This window comes from Tenacibaculum aestuarii (genome assembly GCF_964510395.1).
Taxonomy (GTDB): Bacteria; Bacteroidota; Bacteroidia; order Flavobacteriales; family Flavobacteriaceae; genus Polaribacter; species Polaribacter aestuarii.
Map to the genome: position 1 here is coordinate 469,397 of NZ_CAZEFY010000001.1, position 26,012 is coordinate 495,408.

Sequence of the window (26,012 nt, forward strand, 5' to 3'; positions counted from 1 at the left end):
GCTTTCATACAACAAATATGAAAAAAGAAAACATTACTCTGCGGTTTCTAAAAAGTTACGAAACCAAGCAGTAAATTTTTCTAGTAAAGATTGTTGAGATGCTGAACGAGCATTAGCATTACCTAATGCTGCATAAGAAGGATATTCTCTATTGCTCATAATTAAGGGGATTAAATGGGGTTTATTATAAAACGTACCAAATAAAATAAAAAAAATCCTAATAATCAAATGATTATCTAAAAAAATTAGATAAAACTTGCTACTTTGTCACAAACATACTCTAGTAAAGCCTCGTCATTTGGGGTAAAAGGGTTAACGGTATGAGAATCAATATCAATTTGACCAATGTTTTCTCCGTTTACAAAAATTGGAATTACAATTTCTGATTTCACTTTCCATCCGCAAGAAATATAATTGTCTTGTTCACTAACATCTTGTACTACAAAATTTTCATTACTTACAGCAACTTGGCCACAAATCCCTTTCCCGAAAGGGATGATAGTGTGTTCGGTTGGTTCTCCATTAAATTGTGCTAGCTTTAGTTCCTTCTTATCTCCGTTTCTAAAGTAAAATCCAACCCAATCGTAATAGGAAATTTCCGAAGCTAAATAATCGCAGATTTGTTGTAGTTTTTCGTCTTTAGATGAAGTGTTGTTAACTATTGTGTCTATATTATTTTTTAATTCTTGTATGTTCATTGTTTATGTTTCTTATCTTGTTCGTAAAGAGGGTTTAAAGCTTACAAAAATAGTTGTATGAATTGTGATAAAAAATAGAATTTTTTAAATTTTGTACATTTGCAAAACATGAAGAAATTCGTTTCTAAAATAATAGCTACACTTTTAGCACTTGTTGTGTTACTTTCTACATTTTCTTTTAATGTAGAAAAACATTTTTGTGGAGATTCTTTAGTTGCAATTTCTTATGTAGGGAATGTAGCTAGTTGTGATGATGTAGAAGAGGATAGCTGCGAGAGCAAAACAATAGAGCCTTCATGTTGTAAAGACGATGTGGAGTTTTTAAAAGGACAAACTCAAATTCAAAAATCACTTGTTGAAAAAGTAACTTTTACAAAGGTTATAACAGCAGTTACTTCATATACTTATTACAAGCAATTATTTTCAGACTTAAAAAGACAGCTTGTTCCACACAAGTTTTATATACCACCCAAACTGTTTTTTGATATACAAGTACTTCACGAGGTTTTTATCATATGATACTAATAATTCTTTTACAAAAAGTTTAGAATTATATAATTAAGTATGATAAATTAAGAATGAAAAGATTTTTTATTGTCAGTATTTCTTTGCTGATTTCTTCATCACTTTTTGCTCAGAAAGAGTTAAAAGGAGTGATAAAAGATAAAAATGGACCTAAAGATAATTTAGGAGTTTACGGAGCCAATATCCATTGGTTAAATACGGAAGTTGGTACTACTACCAACAAAAAAGGAATGTTTAGTATTCCGTATAAAAAAGAGTATAGAAAATTAATAATAAGTTTTGTTGGTTATAAAACAGATACAATAATTGTTAAGAGTACAAAACCAATCAATCATTATTTAACTGAGAGTAATACGTTAGAAGAAGTTGCTATTACAGCAAAAAAGGACGCTACTCAACGATCTTATTTACAAACACAAAACTTGGTAACTATTAATAGTGAAGAATTGTTAAAAGCAGCCTGTTGTAATTTGTCTGAAAGCTTTGAAACCAATCCGTCTATTGATGTTAATTTTTCTGATGCATTAACAGGAACAAAACAAATACAAATGTTAGGTTTAACAAGTCCGTATTTGTTAATTACACAAGAAAATATACCATCGATAAGAGGAGCAGCACAAGCATTTGGGTTAACATTTACACCTGGAACTTGGGTTGAAAGTATTCAAATAACAAAGGGAGCAGGAAGTGTTATAAATGGTTTTGAAAGCATTTCAGGACAAATAAATACTGAGCTAGTAAAACCATCAACCAATCATAAATTTTACCTTAATGCTTATGGAGCTATGGGAGGTAGGTTTGAATTGAATACTCATTTTAATCAAAAAGTGAGTAAAAAATGGCAAACTGGTTTGTATGTACATGGAAATTATAGAGGAGAAAAGTTTGATAAGAACAATGATAACTTTTTAGATAATCCGTTAGCAGAACAAATAAATGTGATGAATCGTTGGCAATATACTGATGCCGAAAAAGGATGGGTAAGTTTTATCAATTTTAGATATTTAGATGATTCAAAGCAGGTAGGCGAAGTTGATTTTAAACCAGAAGAAGATAGAGGATCAAATACAGTTTGGGGAAGTGAAATAAAAACCAAACGTTTTGATACTTCTGTAAAAGTAGGGTGCGTTTTCCCTGATTTACCTTTTCAAAGTATGGGTTTTCAAGCAGCCTATAGCAATTATGAACAAGATTCCTATTTTGGATTAAGAGAGTATAATATTAAGCATCAAAGTTTTTACAGTAATTTTATGTTTAGCTCAATTATTGGAGATACTCGTAATAAATTTAAAACAGGTGCCAGTTTTACGTATGATAAATACGATGAATTTATAAGCACTGTAATGAATTCGAATTTTGATAGAAATGAAAACTCAATAGGAGCATTTTTCGAATATGCTTATGATAATGCTGATAATTTTAGTGTTACTGCTGGACTTCGATTAGATCATCATAATTTGTTAGGAACTTTTGTAACACCTAGGTTACATATGCGTTATGTTCCTTGGGTGAGAGGAGTATTTAGGGCTTCTGTAGGAAGAGGAAAACGAAGTGCTAATATTTTTGCGGAGAATCAACAGTTTTTTGCTTCGTCAAGAACAGTTAATATTGAAAATTCAGGAGGAAACATTTATGGATTAGATCCAGAAGTGGCTTGGAATTATGGAGTTTCGTTTTTACAAGGGTATAAACTATTTGGTAGAAAAGGAGATGTAACATTCGATTTTTATCAAACAAATTTTTCAAATCAGGTAGTAGTTGATTGGGAAAATTCGCAAGAGATATCTTTTTATAATTTAGAAGGAAAAAGTATTGCTAATAGTTTTCAGGTAGAAGTTAATCAAAATATTATTCCGTATTTCAATACTCGATTCTCGTATAAGTTTTATGATGTTTCTACTGATTATAGATCAGGAAACTTAGCGAAAGCATTACAAGCTAAACATCGTTTTTTTGCGAATGTATCTTATGAAACTAAAACAGAAGATAACGACGCTAGTTGGAAGTTTGATGTAACCTATAATTGGATAGGGGAGCAACGATTACCAAATACAAACAATCAGTTACCAATTTATTCGAATAGCTATAACTTGCTAAACACTCAGATAACAAAAGTGTTTTCAAAAAAGTTTGAAGTGTATGCTGGGGCTGAAAACATTACAAATTACAAACAAAAAAATCCTATATTAGGAAGTGATAATCCATTTGGAGCAAATTTTGATACTACTATTATATATGCACCAGTTTTTGGAAGTAACTTCTATGCAGGATTACGATTTAAAATAGATTAACTAATTCAACAAACAATAAATAGAGAAGACATGAAAAATATATTTTTATTAGCAGCAGTTTTACTATTAAGTACATCAGCATTTGCTCAGGACAAGAATGCAAAAGTATCTTTTGAGGTAGATGGTGTTTGCATGATGTGTAAAAAACGTATTGAAAAAGCTGCGTTAAAAACAAAAGGAGTAAAGTTTGCAAAGTGGGATGTAAATACTCATCAACTAAGTTTAATTATTGATGAACGTAAGACCAATACAGAAACAGTTAAAAAAACGATTGCAAGTATAGGACACGATACGAAAGATTTTAAAGCACCTAAAGAAGCATATGATAATTTACATGAATGTTGTAAATATCGTGATGAAGAAGTGCAGGAAGATCATAAAAAGGCAAAGAAATAATAAAAAATCCCGAGTTTATACTCGGGATTTTTTATTACATCATTTGTAAATTGTTAATTTCTTGTTGTGTAAGCTCACGCCATCTACCACGAGGTAAATTCTTCTTGGTTAATCCAGCAAAAACAACTCTATCAAGTTTTATTACATGGTAACCAAAGTGCTCAAAGATTTTACGAACGATACGGTTTCTTCCTGAGTGTATTTCAATACCAACTTCAGTCTTCTTTTCTCCATCTACATACGAAACAGCATCAATAAATACTTTTCTTCCTTCAATAACAACATCACCACGTAGTTTTTCTAAATCAGCTAAAGTTAATTTTTTATCTAAAGAAGCATGGTATAATTTACGTACGTTGTGCTTTGGATGTGTTAATTTCTTGGCCATTTCACCGTCATTGGTAAATAATAATAAACCAGTGGTATTTCTGTCTAATCTCCCTACAGGATAAATACGTTCTTTAGTAGCATTAGCAATAATTTCCATTACTGTTTTACGACCGCGATCGTCTTCCATAGTAGTGATGTAATTTTTAGGTTTGTTAAGTAGTACGTAACGTTTTTTCTCCATAGAAATTAACGTACCATCAAAACGAACTTCATCAGTAGGTTGTACTTTATAACCCATTTCAGTAACCAATTTTCCGTTTACTGAAACACTTCCGTGCTCGATATAAGTGTCAGCTTCTCTACGAGAGCAAATTCCTGAGTTTGAGATGAATTTGTTTAAACGAATACCAGTGTCTTCTGTTTTTTTCTGAACAGGTTTGTTGGTTTTAGGTTTTCTGAAATCTTTTTTGAATTGATTTTTTCCTTGAGGATTGCTGTTGCGTTCAGCTTGTCGTCCTCTCGACGAGTTTTTTGAATTCATTCTTAAGTTTTTAAAAAGTGCGCAAATTTACGGTAATTATTTGGTTTTTAATCTAAAACTTCAATTACTTTATCTAAAATTAAAGACTTGTCAATAAACAATAAACTAAAGACACCAATTAATAATAGCACTTTTAAAATATTGTGTGCAAGTCGATATTGATTTTTTTGAACTGAATTCCATGTGTAAAATCCGACAAAAATTAAGGTAATTGCTGCTAAATAGAAGTAGTATTTCATGTATTCAATAGCAGGGTAGGTGTTTATAATTCCGATAGGAACTAGGGTAAGAAACATTAATAAAATAATAGTTCTTTTGGTAGTACGTTCGCCATAAATTACAGGGAAAGTATTGTAGTTGTTGGCGATAGCCCCTTTAATGTTTTCTAAATCTTTGATTAATTCTCGTGTCATAATAACTAAAAAGAGAAAAATCGCATGCACAAATATTACTTTTGAAAAGTTTTTATAATGTACAAATACAACAAAAAACGGGAGTATCGTTAAGATGGTTGCACTAATGAGTCCAACCAACGGATATTTTTTTAATTTATGTGAATAGAACCAAATTCCGAAAATATACACCGCAAAAAAGAAAGCTGCTCTCCATGATACTAACCAGCCAAAACCAAAGCCAATAAAATTCAGTAAAAAATAAAGTCTAAGCTTTGTTTCTTGTTTTACGTAGGAGTCAATCCCAGTTTTTATAGGGCGATTGATTTTATCAGCATTTTTATCATAAAAATTATTGATGATATATCCTGCTGCAACTACACAAACAGTAGCGATAACTAAGTAGAGTAAATGCCAATCGAAAACAACAGGTTTAACCGATTTTGCATCAGAGAAAATAAAAATAGCAGCCAAATATTGGGCTGCTATTAATACTAAAATGTTGTAACCTCTTATGACTGATAAAAGGCTTAATATTTTTAAAAGTAAGGTGTTGTTTTTAAATGTACTCATAGTAGCATTTTAAAAGCGATACACCAATTCTAATTTGTAATCTTTTAAACTGTTTTTTGCTTTTTCGTAATCTTCAGTAAATCCTAAGATGTAACCTCCACCACCAGAGCCACAAAGCTTTAAGTAGTAATCGTTTGTTTGAATTCCATTTTCCCAAACTTTATGAAAAGCAGTAGGAATCATAGGTTTAAAGTTAGCTAACACTACTTTTGATAATTTTTTTACATTACCAAACAACGATTTTACGTTTCCTTGTAAAAAGTCTTCAATACAAGCATCAGTATGTGTTGCAAACTCTTCGCTTATCATTTTACGGAATCCTTCGTTTTTCATCTTGTTCATAAAGATGTTAACCATAGGTTCAGTTTCACCAACTTGTTCAGAATCTAATAAGAAAACAGCTCCTTTTCCTTCTTTTTGAGATGGAATGCCTGCTGGTTCAATATGTTCTTTCGAATTGATTAAGATAGGTAAGCTTAAATATGAGTTTAACGGATCTAACCCAGAACTTTTTCCATGGAAAAAAGATTCCATTAAAGAAAAAATCTGTTTTAACGTAAGTAATTTGTCGCGTGTTAGGTTTTCTAAAACCGTAATTTTATCGTTAGCGTACTGGTCGTAAATAGATGCAACTAAAGCACCAGAACTTCCTACTCCATATCCTTGAGGAATAGAAGAATCGAAGTACATACCGTTACCTATATCATTTTTTAATGAGGCCAAATCAAAAGAAACTAAATCAGAATTCAAGTTTGCCAAATACGTATAAAATTTGGCTAAACTTTGATTTGATTTTTTAGCTTCTCCTGTTAAGTTTTTGGCAGACTTTAATGCGCCTTTATATGAGCTAAAAGGAATAGCTAGTCCTTTAGAATCTTTAATGATTCCGTATTCTCCGAAGAGTAATATTTTAGCATAAAATAAGGGTCCTTTCATAGGTGTTTTAATTACAGGGCAAACATACGAGTAAAAGTACTAGTTTACAAACTAGTATACGTTTTTGTAAAAAGTTTTCCAAATACCAACTTTTTCATTTTCGCGGTATTTTCCTTTAGATTCTATTTTACCGTTTTTGTAAAAAGTTTTCCAAACTCCTTCTCTTTTACCTTCTTCGTATTTACCTTCTTCTTTAAGTTCTCCCGACTCGTAGTAAACTTTTCGTATACCGTGTAATTTTCCATCTTTATAATTAGCTCTGTGAAAAGGTTTACCGTTAGGATGATAATACAAAACTAAACCGTCAAACTGTTCTTCATTAGGAATGTTAACGGTACTAAATCCTTCCATTTGAATTTGGCCATTTTTGTAGTAATCTACAATCCAATAACCATTATTCATTCTTTTAGGAGTAGGTCTGTAAAATTCGTGATTTTCTTTAGTCGTTTCTTGCCAATTTTTATCAAACCATACGGTGTCTTGCGCGAAGATAGACGTAGTGACAAAAAGAGCAAAAAAGGATAGTAGTATAGTTGAACTTCTCATAATAATAGGAGATTTAGGTTATATAGGTTTTGCGCCAAAACCCACACTATCACAAATATACTGATTTTTTTGGCAGTATGCAGCTAAAATATTCTTAATAAACAGTTCGGTTTCAGTCTTTTCTGAATTAGGGTAAAGTACATGTACGTTTGCACCTGCATCTAAAGTAAAGCAAATATTACTGTTGTTTTCTTCTCTATACTCCCAGATTTTATTAATAATTTCTAACGTATTAGGCTTCATCAAAATAAAATACGGATTACTAGTTAACATCATTGCATGTAGCGTTAACGCTTCGCTTTCAACTAAATTGATAAAAGCTTTGATGTCTCCGTTTTGAAGAATTCTAGAAAGTTTTTCAAGGTTTTCATTCGCTTGAATAAAACGATTTTCAGCATACGGATGGTTGTACATTAAGTTATGACCAACGGTACTAGAAACTTGTTTTTCTCCTTTATCAACTAATAAAATAGTGTCTTGATAGTTTTCGAAAATAGGATGTACCTCGTATGGGAATTTTACACCAAATAAGTCTGAGCTTCCTTTTATTTCAGGGTGGTTTCCCCAAACAACTAACGGACCTTCAATACTTCTACTAGCACTTCCAGAACCTAAACGAGCTAAAAATGAAGCTTTTTTGTTGGTGTATTCCTTAGTTAGCTCTGGATTTAATTCTTTTTCTAAGCTCATTAAACACATAGCGATAGCGCTCATTCCACTTGCAGAAGAAGCAATTCCGCTACTGTGCGGGAAAGAGTTTTCCGAAGAAATTACCATTGAATACTCTAAGATATACGGACAATATTCTTGAATTCGCTCAAAGAACTTAGCTATTTTAGGTTTAAAATCATCTTTCTTTTTTCCTTCAAAGAACAATTCAAATTGAGCTTGATTTTTAGGATCTATCTTTGAAAACTCAATTTTTGTAGTAGTATGACAGTTGTTTAGGGTAAAGCTTATTGAAGCATTTTTAGGGATTTGTGGTTCACTTTTTCCCCAGTATTTTATCAAAGCAATATTGCTAGGTGTTTGCCAAGTAACAGTTAAGTTTTCTACTTTTCTGTCTTGAGATTGAAATATAAAATCAGATGTATTCAAAGTGTAAAATTTTGCGGTAAAGATAAAGTTTCACTTACACTTGTGCTAATTTTTGTAAAACAGTGTCTTTGTAACTTCTACTTATAGAAATTGCTTTTTTTTGAATTTCGATATACTCGTTGGTGTAAGAGTCAATTTTGTTAAGAGCTATAATAAATGAACGATGTACACGTAAAAATTGTTCTTTCGGTAATTTTTCATCAAAGCTACTAATTGTTTCTCTTGTAATTGTGATGTTGTCTTGTGTAAAAACTTTTACATAATCACCTAAACTTTCAATGTATAAAATATCACAGAAGTTAATTTTTACCATTTTCCTGTCAGCTCTAACAAACATATAATCTTTAGAAATCTCATTTTCTGTAGGGGTATTTATGCGGGAGTTTGATTCTGAAATTTTTTGAACAGCTTGTAAGAAGCGATCAAAAGAAATAGGTTTTAGTAAGTAATCTGTAGCTTGTAAATCAAAACCATCAACAGCGTACTCTCTATAAGCAGTGGTGAAAATTATATTAGATTTTTTGTTGATGATTTTTGCTAAGCTCAGTCCGTTAATTTCAGGCATATTAATGTCAAGAAAGAATAAATCGATTACATCAGTTTGTGTAATTTGTAACGCTTCTAGTGCATTTTTGCAACTTGCTATTAGTTCTAAGTTTGGTGTCTTTTCAATAAATGTTTCAAGAATTTCTCTTGCTATTGGTTCATCGTCAACAATTACACAAGTTGTTTTTTTAGCCATTTTTTAAAGGAATTTTTAAATCAATGATAAATTGATTTGCTTCAGGTTTTATTGAAAGATTAGCTTGGTTTTTATACAACATTTCTAATCTTTTTTGAATGTTTTCTAGTCCAATACCCTTTTTTGTGGTGGTTGCTTGTTTTGAGGTGTTTTTAATGTGGAAAATTAAAAAATCTTCGGTAGTTTTCAGGTCAATGTCAATCTGTAGAACACCATCAATTTGCGTCCCATGTTTAAAAGCATTTTCAATAAAAGGTAACAATAACATCGGTGGGATTTGTATAGTGTCATTGTATAGGTTTTTGATAAAATTAACCTGTAGACTTTCTTGAAAGCGCATTTTTTCTAACGAAATATAATCATGAATATGTAGAATTTCATTTTTTAATAATACTGAAGGTTTATCAACTTGATAGAGGATATAGTCTAACAAATTAGAGAGTTTTAAGATCATATCAGGTGCAGTGTCCGATTTTTTGAGAGTAAATCCATACAACGTATTCAAGGTATTAAATAAAAAATGTGGATGAATTTGCATTTTTAAGAACTTTAATTCTTGTTCTTTTAATTGTAATTGTGTTTGTAGGAATTTATTCTCTATAGTCTTTTTCTCTTCAATTGACTTGTAATTATGGCTTAGTATTTTATACCCACTAGCTAAAACAATGATTAAAAATACACATACCAAAATAACCGATGAACTTTTGGTTAAGGCAGGCATGTTTTGAAATTCTAAATTAAAAAAGAAAACAAACCCGAAAACAACAGTGATTAAAACTCCGAAAAGGGTGAAAATAATAGCATATATAGTATACAATAAGAACGACCAATACTTTTTTGTAAGTAAATAATTAGGGATTAAGTTATAAGCAAAAACGTAGGAAGTTATAATAGAAATTACCGATAAAATACTAGTGAACCAAAACAGAAATTGTGGGTTATTACTCCCCGTGCTAAAAAATAAGTAGAAAAATAACCAAACTAGCACCCAGTATAAAATGTGAAGTGGTGTTTTAAATAAAAAAGAAGTAAATATCTTTAGCATTTTGTAAAAAAGCACATTTTTAAGTTTAAATAAAAGTAAAAATAGACGAAATAAAGATTTAGTAAGCTTTTTAACTGTTTTTCTATTTCAGAAATTAAATTTGTTAAATCAGGTAGGTATTAGGTAGTTTGTCGTGTTTTTAATTTTTCATTTGAAGTCAATGATACTTTTACAGAGTACAATTTTAAAAACTAATTTTATGAGATTTATTATCGAAGGTGGAGCACCATTTATGATTACTCTTATCGTATTATTACTACTTACAGTCTTCTTATTTGTTAGAGGGGTGAAGAATAATACTGAGAAGAATGCTAAACTTATCAAATCAATTAGCTTGTTTTCTTTTGTTTTCGGGGTCTTTTCCTTTGTTTTAGGAATGCTAGGAGGGTTAGAAGCAATAGCTATAGCAAATGATATAGCACCTCAAGTTTTAGTAGGAGGACTTAGAGTAGGTTTATTGGCACCAACATTAGGATTGTTTATTTATCTTTTAGGGAGACTATTCGATATTATCTTGTTGTGGAAAAGAGAAAGCTAATCTAGATTTTTGATTAGTTAGTTCTTTTAATACCCATTTCTATTTTAGAAATGGGTATTTTTGTTGCATGAGAAAAATTAAACTGATTTGGGATTTTAAAGGTCCTGATGGATTGGAAACGGCAAAGCATCACTGTGTACATTTAAAAGAGTTTGCACAGATAGATAGTTTGCCATATCATGAAGTAAATTTTGTATCTTTAAACGAAATGCATACGATCGCTTTTATAGTGGTTGATGAAGAGAATATGAAGATTTTTAGAGATGCATTAAAACCTCATAGAGGAGAATTAGCGTAAATAACACAAAAAAAATAGACCTATGTTTTTAATTAATGCCTTAGCAAAACCAAAAAAATCATCTGAACATTACGATGAAGTTTTAGGAGCTTATGTAAGTTTGTATGTCGATTATAAAGATATCGAAGGAGCTATGCAGTTAGCTAAATTTTACATCAAGGAAGAAGACTGGAAAGTAGTAGAAATAGAAGACGAATATTTTACGTTAGATTCTGTTGACGATGTAGAAGATGAAGAGCAAAAAGAGTTATATGAAGAAGCAGTAGAGTATGGGTACTCTATCATTTTTAACTGTTACGAAGAAGAAGGAGAAGACGAAGATTAATAAAATAAAGTCATTTCGAACGAAGTGAAAAACTTCAATTTATGTTCGAAATGACTTTTAATCTATTCTGCAATAGCATTTGCGCAAATAAAACCACCTGTCCAAGCATTTTGAAAGTTGAAGCCACCAGTAACGGCATCAATATTTAACACTTCACCTACAAAAAACAAGTTTTTGTGTTTTTTACTTTCAAAACGTTTAAAGTTAATTTCTTTTAAATCGATACCGCCAGCTGTTACAAATTCCTCTTTAAAAGTAGTACGGCCATTTGCGTTAAACAACCCTTTTGTTAATTGATTAGCTAAATTTTGAAGTTGCTTATTGCTCAAATCAGCCCAGTTTTGGTCGTTTTTTACTTCCGAAGCTGTAACTAATCGTTCCCATAATCGACGAGGAATATCGCTAAAAGGAGATTTTAAATTCACTTGCTTTTTAGCTTGCGATTTTTTTAACTCTTGTAATGCCGAAAAAACCGAATCGGTATCTTGCCCTAACCAATTTACGAGTACATTATATTGGTAGTTTTTATCAGCTAAAATTCGAGCACCAAAAGCGGATAATTTTAAAATGGCAGGACCACTTAATCCCCAGTGGGTAATTAATAACGGGCCAGAATTTTCTAGGTTTGTTCCAACAAGTGTTACTTCTGCATTTGGTACAGAAATACCACCCAAATCAATAATTCGCTTGTCTTTAATGTTAAAAGTAAATAAGGAAGGAACGGGCTCAATAATTGTGTGATTTAGTGTCTTACATAAATCCCATACTTTTTTACTGCTTCCAGCAGCAACCACTACGAAATCTGCTTCAAAATCTTGATTTTTTGTGTTGATAACCCATTTCTCATTTTGTTGATAAACAGAATTCACACCATGATTTTTTAACACCGTAATTCCGAGGTTGTCAACAGCGTTTTGGAAACAATCTATAATAGCTTGTGATGTATTCGCTTCTGGAAATACTCGATTATCCTCTTCTATTTTTAAAGGAACTCCGCGATTTTCAAACCATTCAAAAGTATCACCAGTCATGAATTTGTGAAAAGGTCCTAATAACTCTTTTTCACCTCTTGGGTAGAATTTTGTTAGTTCTTTAGGTTCAAAACAAGCATGCGTAACATTGCAACGACCTCCACCAGAAATTTTCACTTTTTGTAAAACCTCTTTTCCTTTCTCAAGAATAGTAATGTCCAATTCAGGATTGAGTTCTTTTGCATTAATTGCAGTAAAATAACCTGCAGCCCCACCACCAATAATAATGACCTTTTTCATTATAAAATCATTTCTTTATATGAAAGGATAGTGTTGAATCCTTTTTGTTGAAAATAGCTTGTAGTATCTTCATTTCCTGTAACTAAAATAAAATCACCACCCCAAGCGCCTAAGCTTTTTACTTCACCAAAATAGTCGGAAAATAAACTTTGTTTTACAGTGTCTTGTTTTATAATTGAACTAATGATTTGTTCATGCTCAATAATGATGTTTTCTAAATTTTTAGAAGTGTTAGTTTTTAAAAACTCTTGAGTTAAATTGTCAATTTCAGGAATTAATATTTTAGCTTCTTCTTTGTGTTTTTTATAGTGAGCAATTCCTTCTCTACTATTTTGTTTTTGATTTAAATGCACAAAAAACAATTCTTCAGAAAAACTTGGATTGAAATTTACTTCTTCAATATGAGGTTGTTTTTCTTCTAGCTTATATAGAATCGGAGTGTTATGTTTTGCACAAGCAATATCGTAACCACTTCCAGAAAAAGCGTTCCAAAGCAAAGTAAACGGATTTGCATTTGCCCAAGTAGCTATATTATTAATTAAGGTTGAAGAACTTCCTAATCCCCAGTTTTGAGGGAATGTTAGATTTGCCTTAACGATATATCCATGATTAGTATTTAAAAAATCAGGGTTTAGTTTTTTTGCTTCTTGTAAAATATCACGTAAAGTTTCAGCTATAAATTCAGCGCTTCCTTCTTTATCAGACTTAAATGTTGCTGAGGTTAACCTAAGTTTTGGTAAATCGAAAGAAGCTTCAAACCAACATTCTCCGGTATGCGTAAAACTTCCCCAAATAAGTTGTGGTTCTTTAATCGGTTCAACAATTAAGTCTTGTCCAAACTTAGTTGGGACAGCTAATGATGTTGCGCCATCCAAAACAACATACTCTCCAGTGAGTAATAATTTTCCGTTAGAGTAGTGTCGCATTATACCAGCCCAAATTGTTTAAAATGATGTGTAAAATGTTTTACTTGGAATTTTTTCCAATACTCATAATCCAACTCTCCAAAAAATGGATGTACTACTTTTCGGGTTGGATTTTCATTAAAAATAGTTTCGAAATGCTGCACTTGCTCAATCAAATCAGTAATAGCCTCGTTCATAGAACTAAACTTTAATGGAGTTGGATCTTCAGATAAAAATGGAGCTTTAAATCCGATTTGTAACTCGCTATCGGTATTTAAAAAAGGCTTTCTTCTGGTTGTTTTCTCTTCAGAAACATAGATGTCAACCTTCCAGTTTCCATTCGCAATTTGAGTAACCAAGCTTAAATGTTCTACCATTTGTTGCCCGCTCATTTTACCAAACAAAGGTTTTGCATCGGCTTTTAAATTTACAAGAGTATCACGTACTTCTTCTTCGTTTAAAAAGTCTATCCATTGTACTTTTGGCTTACGAAGCTCATTTAACTTTTCAACAACAGCACTATGTGAAGCAGTTCTATCTTCAAAATAAGCAGCCACAACCTCTTTTTCTTCGTTAGTAGCTTTGTGTTGATTCAAGATATTCATCAAGTGCATTTTCATGTGTCCGTGTTGAATACCTTTAGTAGTTAAGGCACGTAAAGCAGCAAAGTTTTGCGCTAAACCTGCAGCAGCGATAATTTGCATTAAGGTGCGTGCACTTGGTTTTTGCATCATATCTAACGACAATTTTGCCATTGGGTGTAATGCAGTTAGTCCACCTACGGTACCTAAAGCTAAAGGAATTTCAATCCAAAATCTAAAAACACCATTTTTCACTTCACAATGAGTTAAACTACTGTACTGCCCATTTTTTGAAGCATAGGCATGTGCTCCTGCTTCAATTGCTCTAAAATCATTACCCGTTGCCAACACAACAGCATCGATTCCATTCATAATACCTTTATTATGGGTAACTGCACGATACGGTTCTATTTCGGCAATTTTAACTGCCTGTTCAAATTTTTGAGCAAATTTCTCTGGATTTTTACCTCCTAATTCTTCTACCTTACAGCTTACTTCCGCTCTAACTAAACATTCAGGAACGTAGTTAGAAAGTATGCTCATCACAATTTCAATATCGTCTTTTCTAAAAGCCTTGGCAATAGCCTCTAAACAAGAGTTGATAAAGTTAGCACCCATACTATCTTTTGTTTCAAACGTAACATGTAATTGATAGTAATCTGCTAGTTTATCAGTTTTGTCAACCAGTTGAATATCTAAAATACCACCACCACGTTTTTCCATGTTTTTAGTAATGGATGCAGTGGCAGCATGTAATTCGGTTTTTTGTTCATTGAAATAAGAATGTAACTCCTTTTTATCACCAGCGTACATAAAATGTACTTGACCAATTTTTGTGGTAGAAATCACTTCAGTTTTAAACCCACCTTTAGTACTCCAGTATTTGGCTACTTTGGATGCAGCAGCAACTACAGAACTCTCTTCTACTACCATAGGTATTGCATAACTACGTCCGTTAATTACAAAGTTAGGGGCAACGCCGTAAGGCATATAAAAGTTAGAAATGGTATTTTCAATAAAATCATCGTGCAGCTGTTGTAGCTTGTCATCTACATTCCAATATTGCGTAATAGTTTGTATAATTTCTGGTTGATTGTTAAAGTAAGTTTTTGCCAACCAGTCTATTTTTTCTTCTTTGGTAAGTTTAGAAAAACCAGAGATCGTTTTAGACATTCTCAATTCATTTTTGATGGCTCAAAGATACGTGAATCATGTTAAAATGGTCGTGTTATTTGGTTTTTATGATTTTTTTGAGCGGATTTTTGGCTATTTTTCCGTAAACTTGGCAAACTTTTTAGATAAACAACAACTTAACATGAAGAAATTATTACTATTGTTTATAGGAATATCTTCGCTAGTACAAGCTCAAAAAAAAGATATTTCTTTAGAGGATATATGGCGAAAAGGCACATTTAGAGCCGATTATATGAACTCTTTAAATTCTATGAAAGGAGATTTTTATTCGCTATTAAATTATGAGAATGGAAGCTCTACTGTAGATAAATACAGTTATGAAACTTTAGAAAAAGTTGAAACTATAGTTGATAGTAAAGATTTAGCAGGATTGAAATATTTTCAATCGTACAGCTTTAATAATGATGAGACCAAATTAATTTTAGGAACTAACTTCAAACAAATTTTCCGTCATTCATATTTAGGTACATATTATGTGTATGACATAGCAAAAAAATCGTTAGATTTAATTGGTACAGATATTCAAGAACCAACTTTTTCTCCTGATAGTAAAAAAATAGCCTACGCTAAAGACAATAATTTATTCATTAAAGATTACTCAGATGCTAATGCGGTAATTCAAATTACCAATAGTGGTAAAAAGAACGAAATCATTAACGGTATTACCGATTGGGTTTATGAAGAGGAATTTGGTTTTGTAAAAGCTTTTGAATGGAGTAAAGACAGCAAAAACTTAGCTTACTTACGTTTTGATGAAAGTAAGGTTAAAACTTTTTCAATGGATGTATACGGAAAAGGTAAATACCCAACACAACATGTGTTTAAATATCCAAAGGCTGGTGAAGAAAATGCTAAAGTAGCTTTACGTATATTTTCATTAGAAACTAATAAAACTGCGGAAATCAGAGTTGGAGATTATGAGTATATTCCAAGAATTAACTGGACTAACAATCCAAATATTTTAGCAGTTAGAACATTGAATCGTCATCAAAATGATTTAAAAATGTATTTTGTTGATGCAACTACTTTTAATAGTTCTATCGTTTTAAACGAAACAGATAAAGCATATGTAGATATTACTGATGATTTAACTTTTTTAGATGATAATAGCTTTATTTGGACAAGTGAAAAAGATGGATACAACCATATTTATCACTATGATAAAAATGGTAAATTATTAAATCAAGTAACTAAAGGAGATTGGGAGGTTACTTCTTACTACGGATATAATGCAGATAAGAAAACTATTTATTATCAGTCAGTAGAAAATGGTTCTATTAATAGAGGGGTATATAGTATTTCTTTAAATGGTAAAAACAAAAAGTTATTAAGTAATCCTACAGGAACAAACAATGCTTCTTTTAGTAAAAACATGCACTACTTTATCAATACTTTTTCTGATGCAAATACACCACCAGTGTACACGCTAAGAAATGATGAAGGGAAAGTATTAAAAACTGTAAAAGATAATGCAGCTTTAAAAGAAACTATTGCAGGATATAATCTAAGTAAAAAAGAGTTTTCTACAATTAATGTAAACGGAAACGACTTAAACATGTATACTATTAAGCCTGCAAACTTTGATGCAAATAAAAAGTACCCGGTTTTAATGTATCAATATTCAGGACCAGGTTCTCAAAATGTAAAAAATAGTTGGAATGGTTCAAATGATTATTGGCACCAAATGTTAGCACAAAATGGTTATATAGTTGTTTGTGTAGATGGTAGAGGAACAGGTTTTAAAGGTCGTGATTTTAAGAAAGTTACTTACATGAATTTGGTAAAATATGAAACTGAAGACCAAATCTCTGTGGCTAAAGAGTTAGCAAAATTACCGTATGTTGACGCGAATAGAATTGGTATTTGGGGATGGTCTTTTGGAGGTCATATGAGTACCAACTGTTTATTAAAAGGAAATGATGTTTTTGCTGCAGCAATTGCAGTAGCACCAGTTACTACATGGCGTTTTTATGACACGATTTATACAGAACGTTATATGCGTACACCAGAGGAAAATCCAGCAGGATATGATGATAATTCACCTTTAAACTATCCAGAATTATTAAAAGGAAAGTATTTATTAATTCACGGAACAGGTGATGATAATGTACACGTTCAAAACGCTTATAGAATGGCAGAGGCTTTAATTCAAGCAAATAAGCAATTTGAGTGGGGAATGTACCCTGATAAGAATCATGGTATTTATGGAGGTAACACGCGTTTACATTTGTTTACTAAGATGACAAACTTTATTAAGAGTAACTTATAAAGTAAAAAATAAAACTATGTACAAACTCTTTAAAAATAGTTAATATGGATTTTTCGTTAGGATTGATAATTTTTGGATGGATTTTTTGTTTAATATGGATACCTCTGGTTATAAGAGCAAACAGCAAAATGCATCCAAGAGCGCTTTTTGTTTGTTTTTTTGCAGAAATGTGGGAGCGCTTCTCATATTACGGGATGAGAGCATTACTTACCTTATATATGGTAAAAGTTGTTTTTCAACAAATATCTAGTGGTGAAGCAGATGTAAAATCCCTTGCTATTTATGGAACCTATACAGCGTCCATATATCTTGGGCCTATTATAGGAGGTATGATGGCTGATAAGTATTTAGGTTTTAGAAAATCTATCTTACTAGGCGGTATTTTAATAAGTTTAGGACATATTGTGTTAGCAGCCCAAGGCTTAATTGCTGAAACTAATGAGCTTTTCTTTTTCATAGCTTTATCTTTTATAGTTGTAGGTACTGGTTATTTCAAACCAAATATATCGAGTTTTTTAGGGAAATTTTATGATCAAGATGACCCAAGAAAAGATCCTGCATATAATATTTTTTATATGGGAATTAATGTTGGGGCTTTCTTATCGGCATTAACATGTGGGTATTTAGGAGAATCTATAGGTTGGCACTGGGGATTTGGATTAGCAGGAGTAGGGATGTTCGCTGGTTTGTTGGTGTTTTGGAGAAATCTAAAATATTTTGGAGAAAAAGGTCTTGTTCCAGATGAAAAATATGATACTAAAAGTATTTTTGCAGGACTTAGCGTTAATAAGTTAATTATTCTTTTAAGTTTTGTTGCTGTGCCACTTTGGGCTTTACTATTTAGTTATGATAATGTTTTTAAATTTGGACTTACGGGTATTACTATTGCTGTATTGGGATATTTATTTTACCTAAGTACTCAATATGAAAATGGTTCGAGATTATTAGTAGTTTTAGTGTTGTTTATATTTCATGCTATGTTTTGGGCTTTATTTGAGCAAGCAGGAGGAACACTAACTTTGATTACTGATAGGTTTGTTGATAGAACAATTGGAAATTCAGAAATTCCAGCATCACAGTTTCAAGCGTTAAATGCACTTTTCATCATTATTTTTGCGCCTGTTTTTGCTTGGTTATGGATGAAATTAAACAAGCTAAAAATGGAACCTAGCACACCTCTAAAATTTGTATATTCTTTAGTCTTGTTAGCATTAGGGTTCTTAATTATAGTTATTGGAGCGAAATCAGCAATAGCATCAGGTGAAAAAATTATAGTTTGGGCAATAATTTTTATGTATTTATTCCATACTTTAGGTGAATTATGCTTGTCTCCAGTAGGTTTATCTATGATTACCAAACTTTCTCCATCTCATATAGTTGGTTTTACAATGGGTGCTTGGTTTTTATCTTATTCAGTTGGTAATAAAATGGCAACAGAGATTGGAAAATTAATTAGTGTAGGTGAATTAGAAGAAAATGCTTCTATGGCAGAACAAGTAAGTCCTTATGTTGACGTGTATCTTCAATGGGGGGTATATGTAGTGTTAGGGTGTGCCGCAATACTACTCTTATTAGTTCCATTACTAAAAAGATTAATGAAAGGAATACATTAAAACAAATTATCATACAAACTATATAACAAGAATAATGAATACAGATATTGAGAATTTATTTAAAGACAAGGTGTTAGGACATCCAGCAGGATTGTTTGTGTTGTTTTTTACAGAAATGTGGGAACGTTTTTCGTACTATGGAATGCGTGCTCTTTTAGTTTTATTTTTTACAGCATCTTTGTTAGATGACGGTTGGGGATGGCCACGTGAATGGGCATTTGCTATTTTCGGAACCTATACTTCTTTAGTATATTTATCAACAATGGTTGGAGGGTATTTTGCCGACAACGTTATAGGTATTCGTAAAGCTGTTGTTATAGGGGCGTTATTAATGACCATAGGTCATGCTTGTATGGCAGTGGAAACATCTTTCTTTATTTATGCGGGATTAGGATTTTTGGTAATAGGTAGTGGTTTTTTCAAACCTAATATGACTTCTATTATTTCTGAAATGTATAAAGGAAAAGAAGAGAAAAAAGATGGAGCTTACACCATTTTCTATATGGGAGTAAATGCAGGTGCTTTCTTAGGAATTCTTTTATGTGGATATTTAGGAGAGAAAGTAGGATGGTCTTGGGGATTCGGAGTAGCTGGTATCTTCATGTTATTTGGATTATTACAGTTCTGGTTAGCTCAAGGGATTTTTGGTAAAATTGGTGATGGACCTAAAAATAAAAATGTAGATATTATTGATGATATTACTTCAGAAGAAAAAGAAGTTGAAGAAGGAAGAAATCCTTTTACAGGAGTACAAAAAGTATTAATAGGTATTTCATCTTTATTAGGTTTATTATGGATTTTTAATGACCCTGTCTCAAAAATATCAGAAGGAAAATACAATGTTTTCCCATTTGAGTTTGCAGGTCTTTCAGGTCCTACTGTAGCAATTCTTTTAGCATTTTTAATATTCATTGTATTATTAGTAATGCGTATTCCTAAATACACACCGGTATTAAGAGATAGAATGTTAGCAGTAATGTTTTTTGCCTTTGTAACAATTTTCTTCTGGGCAATTTTTGAACAATCACCAAGTTCATTAACTGTATTTGCTAAGGATTATACAAATAGGGTTTTAGAAGGAAATGCAGGATTTATATTTAAAGTAGTAAACTCGTTAATGACTATTGTTCCTCTTGGAATTATTACATGGGTTCTTCTTTTATTGTTTAAGAAAACATTTGCAAAGTATGCGTGGTCTAATGTGTTTTTAGGAACGAGTTTTGTAATAATTTGGTTCATTGCAATATGGATGTTAAAGGAAGAATTCCAAAAAGATGCTGCTGAAATTCCGGCTTCATGGTTTTCAGTATTAAATTCATTGTATATTATCACTTTAGCGCCATTATTCTCTAAATGGTGGGAAAGTAAATACAATCCAAATGCAAATATGAAATGGGCAATTGGTATGGGGTTATTAGGTTTAGGAATGGCAGTTATTGCTATTGGAGCTGATGGTATTGAACCAGGGGCAAAAACTGCATCAGTAAGTATTGTCTGGTTAATTTTAGTGTATTTATTCCATACTATGGGAGAGTTATGTGTATCACCAGTAGCCTTATCTTATGTTTCTAAATTAGTACCAGGTCGTATGATTGCGTTTATGTTTGGTATTTGGTATTTAGCGGTAGCTATTGGAATGAAGTTAGCAGGAGTATTTGCAGAATCATCTGAAGCAATTGCTAAAGAACAAGGATTAAGTAGCTTTTTCTGGTTATTAACGGCTATTTCTTTTGGATTAGCAGTATTATCGGCGGTTCTTTATCCAGTAATTAAAAAGTTAATGCACGGAGTTAAATAACTCTAAATAAACGTTAAAACAACCTTTTACAACCTGTCAATTTTAAATGTTGGCAGGTTTTTTTGTAAATTTGGAACACTTATTGAGACTTAAGGAGTATGAAAAAAATAATATTAGTAGCAGTTTTAACCTTTATTTCACTTGGAGTAAAGGCACAAGATAAAGTAAACTGGTTAAGCTTTGAAGAAGCGATGGAAATGAGCGAGAAAGAGCCAAAGCCAATTTTAGTAGACATTTATACTGACTGGTGTGGTTGGTGTAAAAAAATGGATAAAACAACATATAAAAACAAAGTAATTATTGAGTATATCAATACACATTATTATCCAGTAAAGTTAAATGGAGAAGCAAAACATGATATTACGTTTCAAGGAAAAACGTTTAAGTATCAAGCTCAAGGAAGAAGAGGGTATCACCAGTTAGCAGCAGCTATAATGAAAGGACAGTTAAGTTATCCTTCAACAGCTTTTTTTAATACTGAAAGACAGTTATTACAAAACGTACCTGGATATTTAGAAGAAAAAAGATTTGAAAAAATACTAGCGTATTTTAATAAGGATAATTATAAGAATACACCATGGAAAGAGTTTGAGAAGAACTTTAAAAGCGCCATGTAAAGTCTATTCTTTTAAAATATAAGCACCATTTTGACCAGTATACCAAAATGGTGCTTTTTGTTTATAACAAGTTTCTTTCCATCTGTTAATGTACGATTTGTAATTACTTCCATCAGCAATAATTTGTTGAGGCTTTAGTGTTGCAATAAGTCTGTTTAAATTAATTTTTGGACTGTTTTTCAAAATTACTATAGGCTTTTTAAGTCCATCTATTTGATAAGCCCCTAAACTATCTACAATTAAAACTTGCTTGCTTTTATATGAGAAAACATTAATAGTAGAGTCAATAACTTTAGAAGAAATATGTTCCCCAATTCTATACGATTGAAGTACTTTTTGTTGACGTAAAATTGAATCATTCAAAGAACTAATGATTGTTAATTCCTTACCATTTCTCTTTCCGTAAATTGAGTGTCGGCTTTTGTGAAATACAATAAACTCACTTTTGTTGCTAATTTGATACTTCTGATAAAAATAAACTCCTTGTAGCATCGTAATTGAAGTCAGTAAAAAAAGAATGCTTTTTGAGGTTTTTTGAATCCAAACTTGAAATATGAAGATAATAAATATATACCAAGCTAGCATCTCCCATAAAGACATGGAAATTTCTTTGAATAAAAAATCTTCTTGATGAGCAACCCAATTAACAAAATAATTCATCAAAGAAATTACGAATCCGTACGCATCAGCCATAAATTGATGTAAGATATTGAAGGTTGCTAATAGAATGATTACTATTCCGCACCCTAAAATTGTTCCTAAAAAGGGAATGATAATTAAGTTAGACAGAATAAACAATCCTGGAAACTGATGAAAATAGTACAAACTAATAGGTAAAATACCTGCTTGTGCAGCTATTGAAACTGTAAATAAGCTCCAACCTTTATCTAGTAACCAAAGTTTAGGTTTCCAGAGGCTGTAGAGTAATGGTTGTGCCCAAACAATACCAAAAACAGCTAAGTAGCTCAATTGAAATCCAACATCGAATAAAAACATTGGTTTTATTAAAAGTAAAAAGAACATAGAACTGATTAAAGAATACTCAATAATCTTTTTTCGTTTGAATGATTGTCCAATTGCGACAAAAGTGAACATGGTTACAGCTCTAACTACAGAGGCTGATAATCCAGCAATAAAAGCAAAAGACCAAAGTAATAATACAATGAAAACAGTTTTGATAATAATTCCATGCGGAATTCTTTCAAAAGGTTTAAATAGATAGGAGAGTAGCAATAACAAAATACCAATATGTAGCCCTGAAATAGCTAAGATGTGAACCGCACCAGCATTGGTATAGCTTTCTAATAATTCTTTTGATATTTCTTGACGCTGACCGAGTAATAAAGCATTAATCACAGCAAATTCATCATTTGAAAAATGATATTGTTTTAAGGAAGTTTGTACTTTTTCCCTAATACTAGCTGATAGATTGATTAAAGAAAAACTTGCATCATTAAGCTGTTTAAATTGTTTTTTATCTAAAAATACTTGATGATAGATATACTGTTTTGCCAAATACTGTTTGTAATCAAATTGATGTGGATTTAAAGGAGGAATCAATTCTTTAAAAGAAGCTTTAATAAAAATCCGATTACCAACAGCAAGTAAGGTTTGTGTACTGTCTTTTTGAATGTTTAGAAGAATAGTTCCGTTTGTTTTGGTGGAATCAACCTGAGAAACTTTGGCTACATACTTTGTATAATAATTTCCTGGTTTTAACACTTTTTGTATGGTTAGTATAGAAGTAGAATTGTCAGTTAATTGATGCTTATAATAGTTTTTATGATTCTTCGGATTGTGAATATACGTGGTACTAACTCCAATAAAAACAAAAAGTAATAAGCTAACTACGCTAAAAGCTTTTCGTGTTAGGGTTTTTCTTAAAAAATAGAGAACAGTTAGAAAACCTAGTGAAACACATCCTAAATAAAGAAAATTAAAATGCCAAATTTGTGTGTAAAATTGAAGTGTGATTCCAATAATAACACATAACAAAAAATGAAATGGAGGGTATTCTAACAATTTTTTCATAGCCTTTTAAAGTTATGAAAAAAGAGTGAATAAGGAAAATTAGTTATGGTTAGGTTACTAACTTATTTAAAAGAAAACAAAGAATTTAGTCAAGGGGAATTAGAAGTAATATGTTATACCGCGCTATAATTAGTTTTACCAAAGTTCAAAATGTGCATAAAATTTCCACGCTTTAAACCAAGTTACGAAACAACAAAGAACAAATCCAATAATCAGAAATAGTAGTCTGAATCTATCCAATTTTAATTTTCCTTTAAAATAATATTGGTCTAAAATTTCAACAATAATGCCTGTTGAGTAGAGAATGTTCATCAAAATTCCCCAAGCAATTATTCCAATTAAGTCAGTTACTATAAAAACACTATCACTCCAATCTTGTAGTCCACTAAAAATACCATAAATACCCGAGGCTCCAACAAGTAGGTTAAAAATTAACCTTTTGGATTCCCACCATTTTACTATAGAAAGTGACTTGTCAGTTTTGATGATTACGTTGTATTTATAAATTAATTGTAATGTTATTTAGAGTATAAGCTAAGTTACCCAAAATAGCATAAAAACCAAACAAAAAAAAGCAACCTCAAATAAGATTGCTTTTTTATTCATTATAAACTTTAAAAAGTAATTTATACGATTTCTACAACCAAACCTTCTTCTGTTTTTTCAACTTTAGCAAGGTTGTTTTTAGTTAATCCTTTAATGGTTTTGTCCCATTTTTTGTTCGATAAACCACTTTGAGTTTTTAACTCGTTTAAATCTATTTTTTCAGCTTTTTCAATCAATGCTAACAATGCTTTTTCATCATCGTTTAACTCAACAGTAGGAGCTTGCTTTTCAGGTTTCATTTGAGGGAAGAATAACACTTCTTGAATTGACGGATTGTTCGTTAAATACATAATTAAACGATCCATTCCAATTCCTAATCCAGAAGTAGGAGGCATACCATATTCTAAGGCACGTAAGAAATCTTGATCGATAAACTGACCAGCTTCATCATCTCCACGCTCCGCTAATTTTAATTGTGCTTCAAAACGCTCACGTTGATCGATAGGGTCGTTTAATTCAGAGTATGCATTGGCAATTTCTTTACCACATACCATTAACTCAAAACGTTCAGTTAATTCAGGATTGTCACGGTGCTCTTTACACAGCGGAGACATTTCCTTCGGATAATCGGTAATAAAGGTTGGTTGAATGTAGTTTCCTTCACATTTCTCACCAAAAATCTCATCAATTAACTTTCCTTTACCCATCGTGTCATCTACCTCGATACCCATGTCTTGAGCAGCTTTACGGATTTCATCCTCCGATTTTCCGCTAATATCAAAACCAGTAAAATGTTTGATAGAGTCTGCCATGGTAACACGTGCGTACGGAGCTTTAAAATCTACTTTATGCTCTCCAAAAGTAGCTTCTGTAGTTCCGTTAACTGCTAATGCACAGTGCTCTAATAATTTTTCCGTGAACTCCATCATCCAGTTGTAGTCTTTGTAGGCTACATAAATTTCCATGGCTGTAAATTCTGGGTTATGCGTTCTGTCCATTCCTTCATTACGGAAGTTTTTAGAAAACTCATACACACCGTCAAAACCACCAACAATCAAACGCTTTAAGTATAACTCATTCGCAATACGCATGTATAATGGAATGTCTAAGGCATTGTGATGTGTAATAAACGGTCTTGCAGCAGCACCACCTGGAATAGGCTGTAAAATTGGCGTTTCTACTTCAAAGTATCCAGCATCGTTAAAAAACTGACGCATCGCATTGAATAACTTAGTACGCTTTACAAAAACCTCTTTTACTTGCGGGTTTACTACCAAATCAGCATAACGTTGACGGTAACGCATTTCAGGATCGGTAAATCCGTCAAAAGTATTTCCTTCAGCATCTACTTTTGGTAATGGTAATGGCTTTAAAGATTTACTTAATAATTTGAAATCTTTTACCATTACAGTGATTTCTCCGACCTGAGTTTTAAACAACTCACCTTCAATTCCTACAAAATCACCTATATCTAATAACTTTTTGTACACTTCGTTGTACAAGTTTTTGTCTTCACCAGTACAAATCTCGTCACGGTTAAAATATATCTGTACACGACCTTCGCTATCTTGTAACTCTGCGAAAGAAGCTTTTCCTTGGATACGACGTGACATTAATCTACCTGCAATCACCACCTTTTTACCCTCTTCAAACTTCTGTTTAATCTCTTTCGAGTTTGAATTTAATGGGAATAAATCAGCTGGGTAGGGATTGATGCCTAATTCTCTTAGCTTCCCTAACTTTTCTCTACGTACAACTTCTTGTTCTGATAATTGCATGGGTTAATTTTTATTAATTTTTAATGAAGCTGCAAAGATACAATCAATTGCAGAATTAAACAACGCTTAACAGATTCACATTTTTTGTAAAAAAAGAATAAAAGTTTGCAAACTTTAAAAAAGGGTGTATATTTG

24 protein-coding genes are annotated in these 26,012 nt (G+C 31.7%); 10 read left to right on the forward strand and 14 right to left on the reverse strand.

What is annotated here, in order from left to right:
* Window positions 1–33: 33 nt before the first annotated feature.
* Window positions 34–159 (reverse strand): hypothetical protein, encoded by a 126-nt coding sequence (locus tag ACKTSU_RS02330; protein WP_408034764.1) that lies wholly within the window; start codon window positions 157–159, stop codon window positions 34–36.
* 86 nt (window positions 160–245) lie between these two features.
* On the reverse strand, window positions 246–698 hold the full coding sequence (locus ACKTSU_RS02335; protein ID WP_408034766.1) for a GAF domain-containing protein: 453 nt from the start codon (window positions 696–698) through the stop codon (window positions 246–248).
* Between the two features lie 108 nt (window positions 699–806).
* Here ACKTSU_RS02335 and ACKTSU_RS02340 point away from each other — a divergent pair, with 108 nt between their 5' ends.
* Genes ACKTSU_RS02340 through ACKTSU_RS02350 form a run of 3 tightly spaced genes read left to right on the forward strand, consistent with a single transcriptional unit; the run spans window position 807 to window position 3,910 of the window.
* Window positions 807–1,217 carry an HYC_CC_PP family protein gene (locus ACKTSU_RS02340; RefSeq protein ID WP_408034767.1) on the forward strand — a complete coding sequence of 137 codons (411 nt, stop codon included), beginning with the start codon at window positions 807–809 and terminating at the stop codon, window positions 1,215–1,217.
* A gap of 59 nt (window positions 1,218–1,276) precedes the next feature.
* Entirely contained in the window at window positions 1,277–3,514 is a 2,238-nt protein-coding gene (locus ACKTSU_RS02345; protein ID WP_408034768.1) for a TonB-dependent receptor, read from the forward strand.
* Window positions 3,515–3,544: 30 nt separating this feature from the next.
* Entirely contained in the window at window positions 3,545–3,910 is a 366-nt protein-coding gene (locus tag ACKTSU_RS02350) for a heavy-metal-associated domain-containing protein (protein ID WP_408028254.1), read from the forward strand.
* Between the two features lie 34 nt (window positions 3,911–3,944).
* Here the strand turns inward: ACKTSU_RS02350 and ACKTSU_RS02355 are convergent, their stop codons facing one another.
* Genes ACKTSU_RS02355 through ACKTSU_RS02385 form a run of 7 tightly spaced genes read right to left on the reverse strand, consistent with a single transcriptional unit; the run spans window position 3,945 to window position 9,789 of the window.
* Complete coding sequence (locus tag ACKTSU_RS02355; protein ID WP_408034769.1) at window positions 3,945–4,781, reverse strand: pseudouridine synthase; 837 nt, start codon at window positions 4,779–4,781, stop codon at window positions 3,945–3,947.
* Window positions 4,782–4,828: 47 nt separating this feature from the next.
* On the reverse strand, window positions 4,829–5,746 hold the full coding sequence (locus ACKTSU_RS02360) for a geranylgeranylglycerol-phosphate geranylgeranyltransferase (RefSeq protein ID WP_408034770.1): 918 nt from the start codon (window positions 5,744–5,746) through the stop codon (window positions 4,829–4,831).
* Window positions 5,747–5,755: 9 nt separating this feature from the next.
* Complete coding sequence (locus ACKTSU_RS02365; protein ID WP_408034771.1) at window positions 5,756–6,682, reverse strand: mevalonate kinase family protein; 927 nt, start codon at window positions 6,680–6,682, stop codon at window positions 5,756–5,758.
* A gap of 51 nt (window positions 6,683–6,733) precedes the next feature.
* Window positions 6,734–7,228, reverse strand: coding sequence for a toxin-antitoxin system YwqK family antitoxin (locus tag ACKTSU_RS02370; RefSeq protein WP_408034772.1), 495 nt, complete (start codon window positions 7,226–7,228; stop codon window positions 6,734–6,736).
* 18 nt (window positions 7,229–7,246) lie between these two features.
* Window positions 7,247–8,326, reverse strand: a complete 1,080-nt coding sequence (locus ACKTSU_RS02375; RefSeq protein WP_408034773.1) for a diphosphomevalonate/mevalonate 3,5-bisphosphate decarboxylase family protein — start codon at window positions 8,324–8,326, stop codon at window positions 7,247–7,249.
* 34 nt (window positions 8,327–8,360) lie between these two features.
* Window positions 8,361–9,068: a LytR/AlgR family response regulator transcription factor gene (locus tag ACKTSU_RS02380; RefSeq protein WP_408034774.1), complete on the reverse strand. Its 708-nt coding sequence runs from the start codon at window positions 9,066–9,068 to the stop codon at window positions 8,361–8,363.
* Complete coding sequence (locus ACKTSU_RS02385) at window positions 9,061–9,789, reverse strand: sensor histidine kinase (protein WP_408034775.1); 729 nt, start codon at window positions 9,787–9,789, stop codon at window positions 9,061–9,063. Before ACKTSU_RS02385 ends, ACKTSU_RS02380 begins: the two co-directional genes overlap by 8 nt.
* A 523-nt stretch (window positions 9,790–10,312) precedes the next feature.
* Here ACKTSU_RS02385 and ACKTSU_RS02390 point away from each other — a divergent pair.
* The 3 genes from ACKTSU_RS02390 to ACKTSU_RS02400 all read left to right on the forward strand — a co-directional run bounded on the left by ACKTSU_RS02390 (window position 10,313) and on the right by ACKTSU_RS02400 (window position 11,274).
* Window positions 10,313–10,651, forward strand: a complete 339-nt coding sequence (locus ACKTSU_RS02390; protein WP_408034776.1) for a hypothetical protein — start codon at window positions 10,313–10,315, stop codon at window positions 10,649–10,651.
* Between the two features lie 67 nt (window positions 10,652–10,718).
* Window positions 10,719–10,949 (forward strand): hypothetical protein, encoded by a 231-nt coding sequence (locus ACKTSU_RS02395; protein ID WP_408034777.1) that lies wholly within the window; start codon window positions 10,719–10,721, stop codon window positions 10,947–10,949.
* Between the two features lie 22 nt (window positions 10,950–10,971).
* Complete coding sequence (locus ACKTSU_RS02400) at window positions 10,972–11,274, forward strand: hypothetical protein (protein WP_408034778.1); 303 nt, start codon at window positions 10,972–10,974, stop codon at window positions 11,272–11,274.
* Between the two features lie 62 nt (window positions 11,275–11,336).
* Here the strand turns inward: ACKTSU_RS02400 and ACKTSU_RS02405 are convergent, their stop codons facing one another.
* From ACKTSU_RS02405 to ACKTSU_RS02415, 3 genes are read right to left on the reverse strand one after another with little or no spacing between them, the layout of a single operon-like run.
* On the reverse strand, window positions 11,337–12,545 hold the full coding sequence (locus ACKTSU_RS02405) for a BaiN/RdsA family NAD(P)/FAD-dependent oxidoreductase (RefSeq protein WP_408034779.1): 1,209 nt from the start codon (window positions 12,543–12,545) through the stop codon (window positions 11,337–11,339).
* Window positions 12,545–13,471 (reverse strand): GYDIA family GHMP kinase, encoded by a 927-nt coding sequence (locus tag ACKTSU_RS02410; protein ID WP_408034780.1) that lies wholly within the window; start codon window positions 13,469–13,471, stop codon window positions 12,545–12,547. Before ACKTSU_RS02410 ends, ACKTSU_RS02405 begins: the two co-directional genes overlap by 1 nt.
* Window positions 13,471–15,204 carry a hydroxymethylglutaryl-CoA reductase, degradative gene (locus ACKTSU_RS02415; protein WP_408034781.1) on the reverse strand — a complete coding sequence of 578 codons (1,734 nt, stop codon included), beginning with the start codon at window positions 15,202–15,204 and terminating at the stop codon, window positions 13,471–13,473. Before ACKTSU_RS02415 ends, ACKTSU_RS02410 begins: the two co-directional genes overlap by 1 nt.
* Window positions 15,205–15,346: 142 nt before the next feature.
* Here ACKTSU_RS02415 and ACKTSU_RS02420 point away from each other — a divergent pair, with 142 nt between their 5' ends.
* From ACKTSU_RS02420 to ACKTSU_RS02435, 4 genes are all read left to right on the forward strand, one after another.
* Window positions 15,347–17,494 carry a S9 family peptidase gene (locus tag ACKTSU_RS02420; protein ID WP_408034782.1) on the forward strand — a complete coding sequence of 716 codons (2,148 nt, stop codon included), beginning with the start codon at window positions 15,347–15,349 and terminating at the stop codon, window positions 17,492–17,494.
* Window positions 17,495–17,538: 44 nt separating this feature from the next.
* Complete coding sequence (locus tag ACKTSU_RS02425; RefSeq protein WP_408034784.1) at window positions 17,539–19,107, forward strand: peptide MFS transporter; 1,569 nt, start codon at window positions 17,539–17,541, stop codon at window positions 19,105–19,107.
* A gap of 34 nt (window positions 19,108–19,141) precedes the next feature.
* A complete protein-coding gene (locus tag ACKTSU_RS02430; protein WP_125345594.1) occupies window positions 19,142–20,905 on the forward strand; it encodes a peptide MFS transporter in 1,764 nt (587 codons plus the stop codon).
* Window positions 20,906–21,003: 98 nt separating this feature from the next.
* The gene (locus ACKTSU_RS02435; RefSeq protein ID WP_125066784.1) at window positions 21,004–21,522 is read left to right on the forward strand and encodes a thioredoxin family protein; all 519 of its coding nucleotides are present in this window, start codon (window positions 21,004–21,006) and stop codon (window positions 21,520–21,522) included.
* A gap of 3 nt (window positions 21,523–21,525) precedes the next feature.
* Here ACKTSU_RS02435 and ACKTSU_RS02440 read toward each other — a convergent pair whose 3' ends face one another.
* Entirely contained in the window at window positions 21,526–23,553 is a 2,028-nt protein-coding gene (locus ACKTSU_RS02440; protein WP_408034785.1) for a ComEC/Rec2 family competence protein, read from the reverse strand.
* 626 nt (window positions 23,554–24,179) lie between these two features.
* On the reverse strand, window positions 24,180–25,877 hold the full coding sequence (gene lysS / locus ACKTSU_RS02445) for a lysine--tRNA ligase (protein WP_408034786.1): 1,698 nt from the start codon (window positions 25,875–25,877) through the stop codon (window positions 24,180–24,182).
* Window positions 25,878–26,012 lie beyond the last annotated feature (135 nt).